13 protein-coding genes are annotated in these 16,705 nt (G+C 70.1%); 7 read left to right on the top strand and 6 right to left on the bottom strand.

Annotated features, from left to right (window positions below; all coding sequences use genetic code 11):
* Positions 1–9: 9 nt before the first annotated feature.
* The 5 genes from ACQPZK_RS17570 to ACQPZK_RS17550 all read left to right on the top strand — a co-directional run bounded on the left by ACQPZK_RS17570 (position 10) and on the right by ACQPZK_RS17550 (position 6,559).
* Positions 10–1,002, top strand: a complete 993-nt coding sequence (locus ACQPZK_RS17570; protein ID WP_433533999.1) for an ABC transporter permease — start codon at positions 10–12, stop codon at positions 1,000–1,002.
* Complete coding sequence (locus ACQPZK_RS17565) at positions 999–1,937, top strand: carbohydrate ABC transporter permease (protein WP_433533998.1); 939 nt, start codon at positions 999–1,001, stop codon at positions 1,935–1,937. The genes ACQPZK_RS17570 and ACQPZK_RS17565 overlap by 4 nt, the downstream gene beginning before the upstream one ends.
* A 43-nt stretch (positions 1,938–1,980) precedes the next feature.
* Complete coding sequence (locus tag ACQPZK_RS17560) at positions 1,981–3,621, top strand: ABC transporter substrate-binding protein (protein WP_433533997.1); 1,641 nt, start codon at positions 1,981–1,983, stop codon at positions 3,619–3,621.
* A gap of 84 nt (positions 3,622–3,705) precedes the next feature.
* Complete coding sequence (locus ACQPZK_RS17555; protein ID WP_433533996.1) at positions 3,706–4,395, top strand: DUF624 domain-containing protein; 690 nt, start codon at positions 3,706–3,708, stop codon at positions 4,393–4,395.
* Between the two features lie 43 nt (positions 4,396–4,438).
* Complete coding sequence (locus ACQPZK_RS17550; protein ID WP_433533995.1) at positions 4,439–6,559, top strand: alpha-glucuronidase; 2,121 nt, start codon at positions 4,439–4,441, stop codon at positions 6,557–6,559.
* 46 nt (positions 6,560–6,605) lie between these two features.
* Here the strand turns inward: ACQPZK_RS17550 and manD are convergent, their stop codons facing one another.
* Positions 6,606–7,814 carry a D-mannonate dehydratase ManD gene (gene manD, locus ACQPZK_RS17545; protein ID WP_433533994.1) on the bottom strand — a complete coding sequence of 403 codons (1,209 nt, stop codon included), beginning with the start codon at positions 7,812–7,814 and terminating at the stop codon, positions 6,606–6,608.
* Positions 7,815–8,122: 308 nt separating this feature from the next.
* Between manD and ACQPZK_RS17540 the strand changes: the two genes are divergently transcribed.
* Both ACQPZK_RS17540 and ACQPZK_RS17535 read left to right on the top strand, forming a co-directional pair.
* Positions 8,123–9,508 (top strand): extracellular catalytic domain type 1 short-chain-length polyhydroxyalkanoate depolymerase, encoded by a 1,386-nt coding sequence (locus tag ACQPZK_RS17540; RefSeq protein ID WP_433533993.1) that lies wholly within the window; start codon positions 8,123–8,125, stop codon positions 9,506–9,508.
* Positions 9,509–9,546: 38 nt separating this feature from the next.
* Positions 9,547–10,971, top strand: a complete 1,425-nt coding sequence (locus ACQPZK_RS17535; protein ID WP_433533992.1) for an endo-1,4-beta-xylanase — start codon at positions 9,547–9,549, stop codon at positions 10,969–10,971.
* Positions 10,972–11,132: 161 nt separating this feature from the next.
* On the opposite strand, the gene sthA is transcribed toward ACQPZK_RS17535, so the two are convergent.
* From sthA to ACQPZK_RS17510, 5 genes are all read right to left on the bottom strand, one after another.
* On the bottom strand, positions 11,133–12,536 hold the full coding sequence (gene sthA / locus ACQPZK_RS17530) for a Si-specific NAD(P)(+) transhydrogenase (RefSeq protein WP_433533991.1): 1,404 nt from the start codon (positions 12,534–12,536) through the stop codon (positions 11,133–11,135).
* A gap of 53 nt (positions 12,537–12,589) precedes the next feature.
* Complete coding sequence (locus ACQPZK_RS17525; RefSeq protein ID WP_433533990.1) at positions 12,590–13,612, bottom strand: fibronectin type III domain-containing protein; 1,023 nt, start codon at positions 13,610–13,612, stop codon at positions 12,590–12,592.
* Positions 13,613–14,046: 434 nt separating this feature from the next.
* Positions 14,047–14,478 (bottom strand): ankyrin repeat domain-containing protein, encoded by a 432-nt coding sequence (locus ACQPZK_RS17520; RefSeq protein ID WP_433533989.1) that lies wholly within the window; start codon positions 14,476–14,478, stop codon positions 14,047–14,049.
* Positions 14,479–14,720: 242 nt separating this feature from the next.
* Complete coding sequence (locus ACQPZK_RS17515) at positions 14,721–15,359, bottom strand: response regulator (RefSeq protein WP_433533988.1); 639 nt, start codon at positions 15,357–15,359, stop codon at positions 14,721–14,723.
* Positions 15,356–16,558, bottom strand: a complete 1,203-nt coding sequence (locus tag ACQPZK_RS17510; RefSeq protein WP_433533987.1) for a sensor histidine kinase — start codon at positions 16,556–16,558, stop codon at positions 15,356–15,358. The genes ACQPZK_RS17515 and ACQPZK_RS17510 overlap by 4 nt, the downstream gene beginning before the upstream one ends.
* Positions 16,559–16,705 lie beyond the last annotated feature (147 nt).

Genomic DNA, 16,705 nt, shown 5'->3' with positions numbered 1-16,705 from the left:
GAGGCGAGGATGTCATCTGACACGTTACGGCCCCCGCCGCCGGCGCCACCCGGCGCCGCGGTGGAGGCCAGCGTCCCCGCCCCACGCGCGCCCGGTCGGCGGCGCACCTGGCGACAGGCACTGCGCCGGGACTGGCAGCTCTACTCGCTGGCCGTCCTTCCGCTGCTGTTCTTCCTGGTCTTCCGGTACCTCCCGATGATCGGCAACGTCATCGCGTTCCGCCGGTTCAAGCCGGGTGGGAGCATCTTCGGTGAGTACTGGGTCGGGCTGCGGTACTTCCGGATGTTCCTCACCGACCCGACGTTCTGGGACGTGTTCACCAACACGCTGGTGCTCGGGGCGCTGACCCTGCTGTTCTGCTTCCCGCTGCCGATCGTCCTCGCGCTGCTGCTCAACGAGGTACGCGCCCGACGGCTGCGGCGGTTCGTGCAGTCCGTGTCGTACCTGCCGCACTTCCTGTCGATCGTGATCGTCGCGGCGATGGTCATGCAGATGACCTCGGTCGACGGCACGATCAACCAGATCGTGCAGGCCGCCGGCGGCGAGGCGGTGCCGTTCCTGCAACGCGCCGAGTGGTTCCGGACGATCTACGTGTCGTCCGAGGTCTGGCAGACGGTCGGCTGGGGCACCATCCTCTACCTCGCCGCGCTCACCACCGTCGACGACGACCTGTACGAGGCGGCCCGGATCGACGGGGCCAACCGCTGGCGGCAGACCTGGCACGTCACGCTCCCGGGCATCCGGCCCACCATGGTCACGTTGCTGATCCTCAACATCGGCTCCTTCATGGCGGTCGGGTTCGAGAAGATCCTGCTGCTCTACAACCCGCTGACCTACCCGACCGCCGACGTGCTGTCGACGTACCTGTTCCGGATGGGCTTCGGGTCCAGCAACTTCAGCTACGCCGCCGCCATCGGGCTGTTCGAGGCGGTCATCGGCCTCACGCTGGTCCTGACGGCGAACCTGATCGCCCGGCGCACGGTGGGGACGAGCCTGTGGTGAGCGTCGACGCCACCGACACGGCCCGCGCCGGCGACCTGCCCGCCCGCGTCCGGCCCCGCAGCATCCGGCCCACCCGGGGCTACCGCGTGTTCCAGGCCGCCAACGCCGTGGTGCTCAGCATCGTGGTGGTGGCGACCCTCTATCCGTTCGTCAACGTGGTGGCCACCTCACTCAGCGACGAGCGGTACATCATCGCCGGCCAGGTCAACCTCGTGCCGCGCGGGTTCAACCTGGACACCTACCGGCTCGTGCTGGGCGACTCGCTCTTCTGGACCAACTACCGCAACACCGTCTTCTACACCGTCGTCGCCACGGTCATCTCGATCGTGCTGACCACCTGCTACGCCTACGTGCTGTCGAAGAAGCACCTGCGGGGTCGTACGGCGCTGGTCGGCATCGCGGTCTTCACCATGTTCTTCACCGGCGGCCTGATCCCCAACTACGTGCTCGTGACCAGCCTCGGCATGAAGAACACCGTCTGGGCCATCGCGGTGCCCAACGCGATCAACGTGTTCAACCTGCTGGTGATGAAGGCGTTCTTCGAGTCGCTGCCCACCGAGCTGGAGGAGGCCGCCGCCGTCGACGGGCTCAACACGTACGGCATCCTGCTGCGCATCGTGCTGCCCCTGTCGAAGGCGATCGTCGCCACGATGGTGCTGTTCTACGCCGTGGCCTTCTGGAACTCCTGGTTCGCCGCCTTCCTCTACATGGACCAGCAGGAGCTGTGGCCGGTGACCGTCTATCTGCGCAACCTGATCGCCGGAGCCACCGGCGCGGAGAACGTCGGCGCGATCGCCGAGGCCGACGAGGTGCAGGCCGAGGCGACGCTCAAGTCCGTGACGATCGTGCTCACGACCCTGCCCATCCTGCTGGTCTACCCGTTCGTCCAGCGGTACTTCGTTCGCGGCGTGATGCTCGGCGCCGTGAAGGGTTAGCCAGCACGTCCACCTTTCCTCCACCGAACCCGAAAGGACCGCCATGCTCCACCGATCGTGGCGCCGCGTCGCGACAGCGGTAGCCGTGCTGCTCACGGCGACCAGCATCGCCGCCTGCAGTGATGACCCGTCCGACGCCAAGGACCTGTCGGAGAACAAGGCCGGTGCGATGGCCGACTACGGCATCGGCAAGCAGTTCAAGGCGAGCGAACCGGTCTCCTTCTCCATCCTGTACAACAACCACCCGAACTACCCGCTGCGCGAGGACTGGCTCTTCTGGTCGGAGCTGAAGTCGCGGGCCAACGTCACCCTCACGCCGGTCGCCGTGCCGTTGAGCGACTACGAGCAGAAGCGCAGCCTGCTGATCGGCGCCGGCGACGCCCCGATGATCATCCCGAAGACGTACCCGGCGCAGGAGGACGCGTACGTCTCGTCGGGGGCGATCCTGCCGGTCAGCGACTACCTGGACCTCATGCCGAACCTTCAGGACAAGATCTCGAAGTGGAACCTGAAGCCCGAGATCGACACGCGGCGTCAGGAGGACGGCAAGTTCTACCTGCTGCCCGGCCTGCACGAGAAGCCCTGGCACGACTACTCGCTGGCGATCCGCACCGACATCCTCGACGAGCTGAAGCTGGCCCCTCCGAAGACCTGGGACGAGCTGTACACGGTGCTCAAGGCGATGAAGGCCAGGTACCCGGACGTCTACCCGTTCTCGGACCGGTGGAGCAAGCCCAACCCGGCCGGCAACCTGCTCAACCTCCTGGCCGTGTCGTACGGACTTCAGGGCGCGGGCTGGAACTTCCAGCACACGAGCTGGGACGCCGACAGCAAGAAGTTCGTCTACACCGGTGCGAGCGACAAGTACAAGCAGATGCTTCAGTACCTCAACAAGCTGGTGAAGGAAAAGCTGCTCGACCCGGAGAGCTTCACCCAGACCGACGACCAGGCCCGGCAGAAGCTGGCCAACAGCAAGTCCTTCGTGATCAGCGCCAACGCGCAGGCCGTGGTGAACGACTACCGACCGGACCTGGCGAAGACCAATCCCAAGGCCAGGATCACCAAGATTCCGCTGCCGATCGGGCCGGCCGGTGAGATCAACCCGGCCAGCCGCATGGAGAACGGCGTGATGATCTCCTCGAAGGCCCGCGACAGCAAGAACTTCGTGGCGATGATGCAGTTCATCGATTGGCTCTGGTACTCCGACGCCGGCCAGGAGTTCGCCAAGTGGGGTGTCGAGGGCACGACCTTCGTCCGGGACGCCGCAGGCATGCCCAAGCTGGCGCCCGACGTCAACGTCATCGGGCTCAACCCCAAGGCCGCCAAGCACCTCCAGAAGGACTTCGGCTTCTACAACGGTGTCTTCGCGTACGGCGGCAAGCCGGAACTGGTGCAGGGCTTCTTCGCCCCGGAGGAGCAGGAGTTCCAGAAGGTCATGAACGCCCGCACGCCGGTCGCGGTACCTCCGCCGCACCCGTTGACCGACGAGGAGCGGGAGCAGGCGTCCCTGTGGGAGACGCCGCTGAAGGACGCCGTCTACCAGGCGACCCTCCAGTTCGCGCTGGGCCAGCGGGACTTCGCCCAGTGGGACGCCTACCTGGCCGAGCTGAAGGGCAAGAACATGGACGCCTACCTGGACATGGTCAACAAGGCGTACGACCGGTACCAGAAGGACCATCGCTGACGTGTCGGCCGGTCCGGTGACGGCCCCGGACCGGCCGACCACGGCAAACCGCGCGGGGATCGCCTGCGGACGGGAAGGAGGACAGTGAACGACGCTGCGCAGGCTGGGCGGCAGATCGGCGACGGACCTCTGTCCCGGATCGCGTCCCGCATCTACATCCTGCTCGTGGTCGAGGCGCTGCTCCTCGTCACCACACTGCCCGCCCTGCTTCCGCTGCTGCTGCTCGACCGGGACCCCAGCAACCTGCCACTGGTCGCGCTGCTGCTGGTGCCGGTCGGACCGGCCATCTCCGCCGCCCTCTACGCCCTGCGCCACCAGCGGACCGACCTGACCGACCTGCGACCCGCCGCGCTGTTCTGGCGGGGCTACCGCGGCAATGTCGGGGGCGCGCTGCGGGTCTGGACGCCGACGCTGCTGTGGTTGACGGTGCTCGCGCTGAACCTCGCCTACCGTGACGCGGTCGGCCTGCCGAGCTGGTGGGTGGTCCCGCTGATCCTGGTCGCGGTCGGGGTGACCCTCTGCGCGCTCAACGCGCTGGTGATCACCTCGCTGTTCGAGTTCCGTACCCGTGACGTCCTGCGCCTGGCCGTGCACTTCCTCGTGCGGACTCCCGGTGTCACCGCCGGCAACGCCCTGCTGCTCGCGGCGGCGGCCGGGATCACCGCCGTCTTCTCCGAGGCGGTGCTGGCACTGCTCGCCTCGGTCGTGGCCCTGGGGGTCCTGCGCGTCGCCGACCCGATGGTCCACCTGATCCGGAAGGAGTTCGTCGCATGAGCCGCTGCACGACCGCCGAGGTGATCGTTCCGCGGGGGGACGCGTGAACGCCGACCTGGAGGATCCGGTGTTCGTGGCCGAGCCGCCCAATGTCGATGATCCACGCGTACACCCCGCCTGGCTGCCACCGGAGGCGTTCCGGGCGCTCGGCGCGCGGCGCGTCCTCGTGCACGGCGACGGGCTGCTCGTCGACACCGTTCTCGACGAGGTGACGCGGGCCTGCACGCGCTACGGCGGGCGGGTGTGGCATTCACCCTCCTGGGACGTCGACGTCGACCTGGTGCTCACCCTGCGCGGGGCGAGCGAGCTGCCCAGCTCCGCCGTGCAGGCGGCCCGTGCGGCGGGGGAGGCGGCGCTCGCCGACACCGGCGAGGCGCTCGGCGACGAGGGGTTCCTGCTGGCCCGCAGCGGCGAGACGACGGTGGTGCTGGCCGACGCGCCGGCCGGCCTTCTCTACGGGCTGTTCCACGTCGTACGCCTCTGCGCGGCGGCCTTCGACCCGGCCCGCCCAGCCGAGCTGCACCGGCCCGCGCTGCGCCGACGCATGCTCAACCACTGGGACAACGTGGCCGTGCACCCGGTGATGGGCCAGGTCGAACGGGGGTACGCGGGCGGCTCGATCTTCTGGGCCGGTGGCCGCCCGCGCGGGGACCTGGCCCGGATCCGGGAGTACGGGCGGCTGCTGGCCGCCAGCGGAATCAACGCCATCTCGGTGAACAACGTCAACGTGGGTCGGGCCGAGGCGCTGCTGCTCACCGACCGGCTCGGTGACGTGGCCCAGGTCGCGGACGCGCTGCGCCCGTACGGCATCCGGGTCCACCTGTCGGTCACCTTCGCCGCGCCGATGGTGCTCGGCGGACTGCCCACCGCCGACCCGTTCGACGAGCGGGTACGCGCCTGGTGGGCGGCCACCACCCGGCGCGTGTACGAGCGCATCGACGACTTCGGCGGCTACGTCGTCAAGGCCGACTCCGAGGGGCAGCCCGGCCCGTTCAGCTATGGGCGCGACCACGCCGACGGGGCGAACCTGCTCGCCGAGGCCCTCGCTCCGTACGGGGGAGTGGTGCACTGGCGGGCGTTCGTCTACAACCACCACCAGGACTGGCGGGACCGGTCCACCGACCGCGCACGGGCGGCGTACGACCACTTCACCCCGCTCGACGGACGGTTCCGCACCAACGTGGTCCTTCAGGTGAAGTTCGGTCCGGTGGACTTCCAGACGCGCGAGCCGGTGTCGCCGGTGCTCGCCGCCATGCCGGCCACCCGGGTCGCGGTGGAGTTGCAGGTCACCCAGGAGTACACGGGTCAGCAGCGGCACGTCTGTCACCTCGGCCCGTGCTGGGGTGAGGTGCTGAGCTTCGCGCCGTGGGGCTCCGGTGGGCGCACCATCGCCGACGTGGTCACCGGCGAGGCCGGCAAGGGTGGCGGCCTGGTCGCCGTCGCCAACACCGGCGATGATTCGTTCTGGACCGGGCATCCGCTGGCGCAGGCCAACCTCTACACGGTCGGCCGGCTCGCCTGGGACCCGCGGCTCGACCCCACGGCGGTCCTCGACGAGTGGATGACCCTGACGTTCCCACCGTCGGCGACCGCCGACCCGGAGCTGGTGCGGCGGACGCTGCACGAGATCATGGACGACTCGTGGCGCACCTACGAGCGGTACACCGCCCCGCTGGGCGTCGGCTTCATGGTCCATCCCGGCGACCACTACGGCCCGGACGTCGACGGGTACGAGTACTCACGGTGGGGCACCTACCACTTCGCCGACCGCGACGGCGTGGGCGTGGACCGCAGTCGCGCCTCGGGCACCGGCTTCGCCGCCCAGTACCCGCCGTACTGGGCCGACGTGTACGAGTCGCCGCAGACCTGCCCGGACGAGCTGCTGCTGTTCTTCCACCACGTGCCGTACGACCACGTTCTGCACAGCGGATCGACGGTCATCCAGCACATCTACGACACCCACTTCGCGGGCGTCGAGGAGGTGGCGGTGATGCGACGCCGGTGGCAGACCCTCAACGGGATGATCGACCCGGCCGTCTACGAGCGGGTGGCCGAACGCCTCGACGAGCAGATGCGCAGCGCCACCGAGTGGCGGGATCAGATCAACACGTACTTCTTCCGCAAGTCCGGGGTGCCCGACGCGCGAGGGCGGCGCATCTACTGATCCGGCCGGCCCGATCGGGCCGGCCGGAGCGCCGGCGCGGTCGGGTTCACCAGGGGTGGACGGTCCCGTCCTCCAGCCGGTTGACCGGCAGGTACGCGGGCGCGTACGGATAGCGGGCCGCCGCCTCCTCGTCGATGTCGACGCCCAGCCCGGGCGTCTCGGCGGGGTGCAGGTAGCCGTCGGCGAAGTGGTACCCGTGCGGGAACACCTCGTCGGTCTGCTCGGTGTGCCGCATGTACTCCTGGAGGCCGAAGTTGGGGATCGAGATGTCGAGCTGTAGCGCGGCGGCCATGCAGACGGGAGACAGGTCGGTGGCGCCGTGCGAGCCGCTGCGGACGTGGTGCAGCGCCGCCAGGTCGAAGATGCGCCGCAGGTGGGTGATCCCGCCGGCGTGCACCACCGTGGCCCGCATGTAGTCGATGAGCTGCTCGCGGATGAGCTGGGCCGCGTCGACGACGCTGTTGAACACCTCGCCCACGGCGATCGGCGTGGTCGTGTGCTGCCGGATCAGCCGGAAGCCCTCCTGGAGGTCGGCGGGGACCGGATCCTCCATCCAGGTCAGCGCGTACGGCTCCAGGCTGCGGCCGAGCCGGGCCGCCTCGATCGGGGTGAGTCGGTGGTGCACGTCGTGCAGCAGCCGCAGGGTGGGGCCGAACTCGTCGCGGACCCGCGCGAACACGCCCGGCACGTGTGACAGGTAGCGCTGCGTCGACCAGGTGGCCTCGCTGGGCAGAGCCGCGTCGGCCGGCTCGTAGAAGAGCTTGTCGGCGCTGACCCCGTACGTCTTGGGCAGCCCCGGCACACCGCACTGCACCCGCACGGCCCGGTAGCCGAGGTCGACGTAGCGGGCGACCTCGACCAGCACCTCCTCGACGGTCTCGCCGTTGGCGTGGCCGTACACGGTGACGCCCTCGCGGGACCGGCCGCCCAGCAGCTGGTAAACCGGCAGGCCCGCCACCTTGCCCTTGATGTCCCACAGCGCGGTGTCCACCGCGGCGATCGCGCTCATGGTGACCGGGCCGCGCCGCCAGTACGCGCCCTGGTACAGGTACTGCCAGGTGTCCTCGATCCGTGCCGGATCCCGGCCGATCAGCAGCGGCGCCACGTGATCGCGCAGGTACGACGCGACGGCCAGCTCGCGACCGTTGAGGGTGGCGTCTCCGACGCCGGTGACGCCCTCGTCGGTGACGATCTTGAGGGTGACGAAGTTGCGGCCCGGACAGGTCACGATGACCCGGGCGTCGACGATCTTCACTCGATCTCCTTGGGGCCCGCGGGAGTCGGGTGGGGACGCTCGCAGGGGGTGGGCGCGAGGGCGGTCTGGTTATCGGGAACGTGCCGATAATATCCCGCCATCGGCAGGTGTCGAACGCTCCCGTCGAGCGGAATGAGCGTGCAGGTGACCGCGCAATCCCTTGCGCCGAAAGGTTTCCGGAAGCCTTGACAATCGAGTGGTCTCGATCGAAGCTGACATCGGTCACGCGAGCCGCGGTCACGGTCGGGCGAAGGGCAGTCCTCGACTAACCCCCTTCCATGCGCCATTCTCCCGAGGATTCGCGAACCATGACACTGAAGACAAGGCTGCTCGGCGTCCTCACGGCGGTCGCGACGGTCGCCGCCGCCGCGCTGGCGTTCGCCACGCCCGCTTCGGCGGCGACGCTCACGCAGGTGACCGGCTTCGGCAGCAACCCCACAAACCTCCAGATGCACCTGTACGTCCCGGACCGGGTGGCCTCTCGGCCGGGAATCCTGCTCGCCCTGCACTACTGCACCGGATCGGGCCCCGCCTTCTACTCCGGCACGCAGTACGCCTCACTCGCCGACCGGTACGGCTTCATCGTCATCTACCCGTCGGTGACCCGCAGCAGCAAGTGCTGGGACGTGGCCTCGCCGCAGGCGTTGCGCCGAGGTGGGGGCAGCGACCCGGCCGGGCTCATGTCGATGATCGACTACGTCAAGCAGCGGTACTCCGCCGACCCGGACCGCGTCTTCGCCACCGGCACCTCGTCCGGCGCGATGATGACCAACGTCATGCTCGGTGACTACCCGGACGTGTTCGCGGCCGGCGCGTCCTTCGCCGGGGTGCCGTTCGCCTGCTTCGCCACCGGGGGCACCTCGGAATGGAACAGCGAGTGCGCGAACGGGCAGTCCATCAAGACCGCCCAGCAGTGGGGCGACCTGGTCCGCGGGGCGTACCCGGGTTACAGCGGCCGACGACCGCGGATGCAGATCTGGCACGGCACCAGCGACGACACCCTGCGCTACCCGAACTTCGGTGAGCAGGTCAAGCAGTGGACCAACGTGCACGGTCTGAGCCAGACCCCGACGTACACCGACTCCCCGCAGTCGGGTTACACCCGCACCCGGTACGGCAGCAGCGGCCCGATGGCCCCGGTCGAGGCGATCAGCATGCAGGGCGTCACGCACAACATCCCCGTCGACGCCGCCCAGGTGATCCGCTTCTTCGGCCTCGACGGCACCGCCCCGCCGACGACGCCGCCCCCGACGACCCCTCCGCCGACCACGCCGCCTCCGACGACCCCTCCGCCCACGACGCCGCCCCCGACGACGCCGCCGCCCACCACGCCGCCCCCGACGACGCCACCGCCGACCACGCCGCCGCCCAGCGCGGGTGCCTGCGGGGTCACCTACACGGTCAACGCCTGGAACAACGGGCTCACCGCGAGCGTACGGATCACGAACACCGGGACCACGGCGGTGAACGGCTGGGCACTGACCTTCACGCTGCCGGGCGGCCAGACCATCACCGGCGGCTGGAACGCCAGCTACTCGCCGACCAGCGGCGCGGTGACGGCCCGCAACGTCTCCTACAACGGCACCATCGCCCCGAACACCTCAGTCGACATCGGCTTCCAGGCCACCCACACCGGCAACGCCGGCAAGCCCACGACCTTCGCCCTCAACGGGGCGGCCTGCTCGGTCTCCTGATCCCCTCCACACCCCACCCACCAAGAGGAGTCGCACAAATGCGAAACGCGAGATGGAGGGCGGTGTCCAGAGCCGCCGTCGCGCTGGCCGGGGCGGGCGCGCTCGCCGCCGGCATGGCGCTGGTCCTGACGGCGCCCGCCGCCGCCGGGACCACGCTCGGCGCGTCCGCCGCCGAGAAGGGCCGCTATTTCGGTACGGCGGTGGCCGGTTTCAAGCTCTCGGACAGCGCGTACACCACGATCCTGAACCGTGAGTTCAACATGGTGACGGCCGAGAACGAAATGAAGATCGACGCCACCGAGCCGCAGCAGAACCGGTTCAGCTACGGTTCGGCCGAGCAGATCGTCAACCACGCCCGCAGCCGCGGCATGCAGGTACGCGGTCACACGCTCGCGTGGCACTCCCAGCAGCCGAGTTGGATGGAGGGCATGAGCGGCAGCGCCCTGCGCCAGGCGATGCTCAACCACGTCACGCAGGTGGCCACGCACTTCCGGGGGCAGATCTACTCCTGGGACGTGGTGAACGAGGCGTTCGCCGACGGTAACTCCGGTGGTCGGCGCGACTCGAACCTCCAGCGCACCGGCAACGACTGGATCGAGGCCGCGTTTCGCGCCGCGCGGGCCGCGGACCCGGGCGCGAAGCTCTGCTACAACGACTACAACATCGACAACTGGACGTGGGCCAAGACGCAGGGCGTCTACAACATGGTCCGCGACTTCAAGTCCCGTGGCGTGCCGATCGACTGCGTCGGCTTCCAGTCGCACTTCAACAGCGACTCCCCGTACGTCAGCAACTACCGCACCACGCTGTCGAGCTTTGCGGCGTTGGGCGTGGACGTGCAGATCACCGAGCTGGACATCGAGGGCGCCCCGGCGAACACGTACCGCAGCGTGGTCGAGGACTGCCTCGCGGTGGCCCGCTGCAACGGCATCACCGTGTGGGGCATCCGGGACAGCGACTCGTGGCGGTCGTACCAGTCGCCGCTGCTGTTCAACAACAGTGGGCAGAAGAAGCCCGCGTACGACGCCGTGCTCGCCGCGCTGAACAGCGGCACCAACCCGACGACCCCGCCGCCCACCACACCGCCGCCGACTACGCCTCCGCCGACTACGCCTCCGCCGACGACGCCTCCGCCCACCACCCCGCCGCCCACCACGCCGCCACCGGGACAGGGCAACTGCTCCGCCTCCGTGACGGTGAACCAGTGGAACGGCGGCTTCGTGGCGAACGTGCGGGTGACCGCCGGCTCCTCGGCCCTCAACGGGTGGACCGTGACGATCGACCTGCCGTCCGGCGCGACCGTCACCAACGCCTGGAGCGCCACCAACAGCGGTAGCACCGGCACGACGACCTGGCGGAACGTGTCCTACAACGGTCAGGTCGGTGCCGGACAGTCCACCGAGTTCGGGTTCCAGGGCACCGGCACCGCCGGCACCCTGACCCCAACCTGCGCCCCCGCCTAAACCCCGCTCCACCCCCACCCACCCACGTCCCACCCCCGCTTCACCCCGCTCCGAACGCGTTGATCATGAAGTTGTTGCCACGACACGCCGGCGCAAGTGGCAATAACTTCATGATCAACCGGGGCGGGGCGGGGCGGGGCGGGGGCGGGGTTTGGGGTGGGTCAGCCGTCGATTCGGGTGATGTTGCGGATCTTGTTGGAGGCGTCCAGGGCGGCAACCTTGTAGGCCTCGGCCAGGGTCGGGTAGTTGAACACCGCGTCGATCAGATAGTCGATCGTGCCACCACAGCCCATCACCGCCTGTCCGATGTGGACGATCTCCGTGGCGGCCGTGCCGAACACGTGCACGCCGAGCAGCCGACCGTCCTCGGGGGAGACGAGCAGCTTCAACATTCCGTACGAGTCGCCGACGATCTGGCCACGGGCCAGCTCCCGGTAGCGGGCGACGCCCACCTCGAACGGCGTCGACGCCTCGGTCAGCTCGGCCTCGGTCTGGCCGACGAAACTGATCTCCGGAATCGTGTAGATCCCGATGGGTTGCAGGCCGAGCATCCCGCGGATCGGTTCGCCGCAGGCGTGCTGGGCGGCCAGCCGACCCTGCTCCATCGAGGTGGACGCCAGCGCCGGGAAGCCGATCACGTCACCCACCGCGTAGATGTGATCGACCGACGTCCGGTAGTTGGCGTCGACGGCGATCCGGCCCCGCCGGTCGGCCGTCAGCCCGGCCGCGTCCAGGGCCAGGTCGTCGGTCTGGCCCTGCCGGCCCGCCGAGTACATGACGGTGTCCGCGACGATCTTCTTGCCGCTCTTGAGGATGCACAGGGCCGCCGTCTGGTGCTTCTCCACCGCGGCGACCTCCTCGCCGAAGCGGAACGCCACCGACAGGTCGCGCAGGTGGTACTTCAGCGACTCGACGATCTCCTCGTCGCAGAAGTCGAGCATCCGCTCGCGACGTTCGACGACGGTCACCTTGGTGCCGAGGGCGGCGAACATCGACGCGTACTCCATGCCGATCACGCCGGCGCCGACCACGACCATGCTGCGGGGTACGGCCTGGAGGTTGATCACCCCGTCGGAGTCCACGATGGTCCGGTCGTCGAAGTCGACGCTGTCCGGCCGGGCCGGGCGGGTGCCGGCAGCGATGATGGCCTTGTCGAACGTCACCTTCGACTCGCGCCCGGAGCCCGCGTCGACCCAGATGGAGTGCGCGTCCGCGAATCGCCCCGTTCCGGTGATCATCGCGACCCGGTTGCGGGCGAGTTGGTTGCGGATGACGTCCGTCTGTCGGGTGATGACGTGCTGGGTCCGGGCGGCCAGATCGCTGACCGTGATCTCCTCCTTGACCCGGTAGCTGCTGCCGTACAGGTCGCGCTGGCTCAGGCCGGTCAGGTAGAGCACGGCCTCGCGTAGCGTCTTGGACGGAACGGTGCCGGTGTTGATGCACACCCCACCGATCATGTCGCGGCGGTCCACGATGCCCACCCGCCTGCCGAGCTTGGCGGCGGCGATCGCGGCCTTCTGACCGCTGGGTCCGGAGCCCAGCACCAACAGGTCGTAGTCATACACGAGCGTTAGCGTCGCAAGATGTCGCCGTCGACACCAGACCCCGGACGTGAGCGTTACTCGTCCGCCGCCGCGCAGACACCGCCGTTCAGCGTGATCTCCTCCGGCAGTTGGGTGCCGGTGGCGATGATGCCCAGCAACACCGTGCCACCGGGTCTGATCACCGCGTTGTGGCTGGTGTTGCGGACCCGCAGATAGCTGTTGTTCGGCCGGTCGACGACCTGCGCGCCCCAGAGCGCCCGTACCTCCTGGCTGGCCCAGAACCGCCAGGTCATCGTCCAGCCGTCCACGGCTGTCGTGCCGGTGTTCTCGATGGCGAGGTACGCCACGAAGCCGTCCGGCCACTGCCGGACGACGGTGCGTACCTCGCAGCTCGGCGGGGGCGGCAGGGTGGTCACGGTGACCGGCGGCGACAGCGCCGACCAGTTGCCCGCCTCGTCGCGGGCACGGACCACGAAGGTGTACGTCGTGTTCGGCGTCAACCCGCTGACCTGCGCCATGGTGGGGCTCGGCGGGAACTGGTACAACTCCCTGACCAGGGTGAGCTGACCACCGGCGTCGACCCGGTACACCTCGTACCGGTCGAGCACGACGTTGTCGGTCGAGGGGGTCCAGCGCAGCCACACCAGGGTCGCCGCGACGTCGTACGCGACCGGCTGGCCCGGCGCGCTGGGCGGCTGGGTGTCACCCGGTGGCATCGTCAACCGCAGCGTCGGGTTCGACACCGACCGGTTGCCCGCCGCGTCCAGCCCGGCGACGCTGAGGGTGTACGTCCGCGACGGGCGCAGGTCGGTGATGCGAATCGTGGTGGTGTCGGTCGAGTACGCCCGTCCGGTGTCCTCGAACAGCGCCGAGACCGCGTAGCCGACCACGCCCACGTTGTCGGTCGAGGCGGCCCAGGTCAGCTCCACCCAGGTGGTGTCGATGGCGGTGACCGTGATCGGGCCTGGGGCGGTGGGGCGCTCGGTGTCGTCCCCGGCGTACGCCGGGCTCGTGCCCAGCATGGTCGCTGCGGCGACCAGCGCGGCGACGGCCAGGGAGACGGCCCGCGGCCGGGGCCGTGTTCGGATTGGGTGCACGATGAATCCCTCGCCTCCGGTTGTCCGCAGCGGGCCGGCGATCCACTGTCGTCGATTTTATGGCAGCGGGAGATTCGAGGATGTCCTGTCGCCGCACTCACCCCGGGGCCCGCCCGAGGTGGGCGGGTGCCGGCGGGACCTGGCAGGCAGGGTGTTGCTCGGATCCTTTGGAGCTGAATCGTCTACGACATCGCCGGCGGCCCGGCGGCCCGGCGGCCCGGCGGCCCGGCGGTCCGGCGGTCCGGCGGCGCGGCGGTGCGGCGGTGCGGCGGTGCGGCGGTGCGGCGGTGCGGCGGCGCGGCGGCCTGGCGGTGCGGTGGCCCGGCGGCGCGGCGGCCTGGCGGCGCGGTGGCCGGCGGCGCAGTGTTGAGCGGCCCGGAGGCTGGCTGTCCCGACCGCCGGGCGTCCCCGCAGCCTCGCGACCACGGCGTGTTTCAGATGTCGGCGGCGGCGGAGTAAGCGCCAGCGGTCATGAGCAGATCTGCTGTCTGTGAGTGGCCGCCTCGTAGCGCCCAGTCCAGTGGCGAGTAGCCGGCCCCTCGGTCTTCGCGAAGGTTCGGGTCTGCGCCGTGGGCGAGGAGCTCTTGCACGACGTCGGTATGTCCCCAGGCCGCCGCAGCGCACAGGGGCGTTCCCTCCTCGCCGTGCCCGCTTTCGGTGTCCGGCGTAGCGCCGGCGGCAAGGAGAAGCCGCACGAGGTCGACCGCGCCGTGCACGGATGCCTGGTAGAGCGGGGTCGTGCCCTCGCGGTCGGCCGCGTCGGGGTCCGCTCCGACGCGCAGGAGGGCGCCGGCGGCCCTTGCGTCTTCGCGGAGCACCGCCTCCGTCAGGCGCTTGGCGAGTTTCTTTCGCCGGCGCTTGTTCACGGTCTTCAGGGTAGGCAAGTCCGGCAGTTCGGCGGTTGGCACCTTCAGAGCCACTCCGGTTTCAGGTCCTGGTCCGATTCGTTTGCGGCATCAGCTCCAAAGGCTCCCCACCAGACACCCGCCTCCCCTGAGGCTGCCGCCATCTCGCCGCCGCCATCCCGTCGCCGGATCGCTGGTCAGCGGCTGGCAGTGTCATCGGTACGTGGGGCGATCAGCCCGGGGGCGGCCGGCCGAGGTGGCTGCTAGTTGACCAGGCGGCGTTCCCAGGCCCAGGCGGCGATCTCGACGCGGTTGCGGGCCGGTAGCTTCGCCTGCACGCTGGCCAGGTGCGTCTTGACCGTGCCGACGGCGATGAAGAGCTGGCCGGCGATCTCGGCATTGGTCAGGCCCCGGGCGACGAGCTTCACGACGTCGAGTTCCCGTGGGGACAGGCCCGCGTCGTCCCTCGGCGCGGTGGGCGAGCTGAGGTGCTCCAGCAGCCGTACGGTGATGGACGGGCTGATCAGCGCGTCGCCGGAGACGGCGGCGCGGACCGCCTCGACGAGCAGCGCCGGGCCGGAGTCCTTGAGCAGGAAGCCGCAGGCGCCGTGGGACAGCGCGGTGTGCACGTACTCGTCGAGGTCGAAGGTCGTCACCACGACCACCCGCACCGGGTCCGCGACGCCCGGTCCGGCGAGCAGCCGCAGCGCCTCCAGGCCGTCGAGGCGGGGCATCCGGATGTCCAGCAGCACCACGTCCGGGCGTAGTCGACGGGTCATCTCGACGGCCGCGATCCCGTCGGCGGCCTCACCGACCACCGCCATGTCCGGCTGCGCCCCGATGATCATGCCGAAGCCGGTCCGGACCATCGCCTGGTCGTCGGCGATCAGCACCCGGATCATCGGGTCACCGCACTGCGCAGGGGAAACGCGGCGTCGAGCACCCAGCCGCCGGAGACGCCCGGTCCGGCGGTGACCGTACCGCCGAGGGCGCGTACCCGCTCGGTGAGGCCAACCAGGCCGAAGCCGTGCCCCCGGGCGGGCGTCGGGCGAGGGCTCGCGCCGTCGTTCGCGACCCGGACCAGGAGCCAGTCCGGCGTACGACGCACGGACACCGCCACCGACCGGGCGTCCGACGCGTGTTGACGGGCGTTGGTCAGCCCCTCCATCACCACCCGGTACGCCGAGGTGGAGACCTCCACCGGCAGCTGGTCGAGCGGACCGTCGACGTACAGCTGGGCCGGCGCGTCGGTCGTGCCGTTGTGGCCCTCGAGCAGCGGCGCGAGATCGGCCACCCCGGCCAGCGGGGCCAGCGGCGCGTCCGGCGGGGCGTCCGGATCACGCAGCACGCCGACCATCCGCCGCATCGAGGCCATCGTCTCGGCGCCGGCCCGCTCGATCTGCTCCAGGGCGACGATCACCCGTTGCGGGTCCTGTTCGGCGACGAACCGTGCGCCCTGCGCCTGCACGACGATGCCGGTCACGTGATGGGCGATGAAGTCGTGCAGGTCGCGGGCGAACTCGGCGCGCTGCTCGGCGCGTACCAGCGCGATGGCCCGCTCCCGGCCGCTGGCGACGACGCGCAGGTAGATCCCGGCGGCGGCGGCGCCGATCGCGCCGAGCGCCTGGAGCAGCCCGAAGATCACGTAGACGAGGTCGGGGCCGGCGCGCAGCGGTAGGGCGGCGGCGGCGAGCGCGACGAGCACCGCCGCCGGTGGGGCGAGCCGGGCCGCCCCCCACCGGGTCACCACGAACACCACAGCGATCATCCCGGCGGACTCGGCCAGCCCCCACGTGCCGCCCAGCAGATAGGCCCCGCGTGCGCCGAGCAGCAGGAAGCCCGCCGTGACGGTGAGTGAGACGGCACCGAGCGTGAGCGCCGCGACCGGCAGCACCCGCGATCCCTGTCGGTGCACGGGCAGCCAGACGACCGCGGTCGCCGCCGCCAACCCCACCTGGAGCAGAGCACGCAGCGCTTCGACCATCCCCATCCCGCTGGAGAGGCCGTACCGGAGGTCGAAGGCACAGAGCAGGGCCAGCGCCGTCAGACCGGCGAGCTGACCCAGGCGTACCCACCAGGTCGAGGAGATCGGCGCGTTCATCGTGACCCAGCGTAGCCACGCGGAGGGCCGGTCCAGATCAGCCGAAAGACAGACCCGTCGGCCGCGGTCCCTGACCGCGGACCGATGCGGCTGCCACCCGGCGCGGGCGAGGCTTCCGGCGGTCACATCGCAACCACTGGAGGAACC

The sequence above is a fragment of the Micromonospora sp. CA-249363 genome (assembly GCF_050950185.1).
Lineage (GTDB): Bacteria > Actinomycetota > Actinomycetes > Mycobacteriales > Micromonosporaceae > Micromonospora.
The sequence above is the reverse complement of the archived record's forward strand: the minus strand, read 5'-3'. Positions and strand labels throughout refer to the sequence as shown.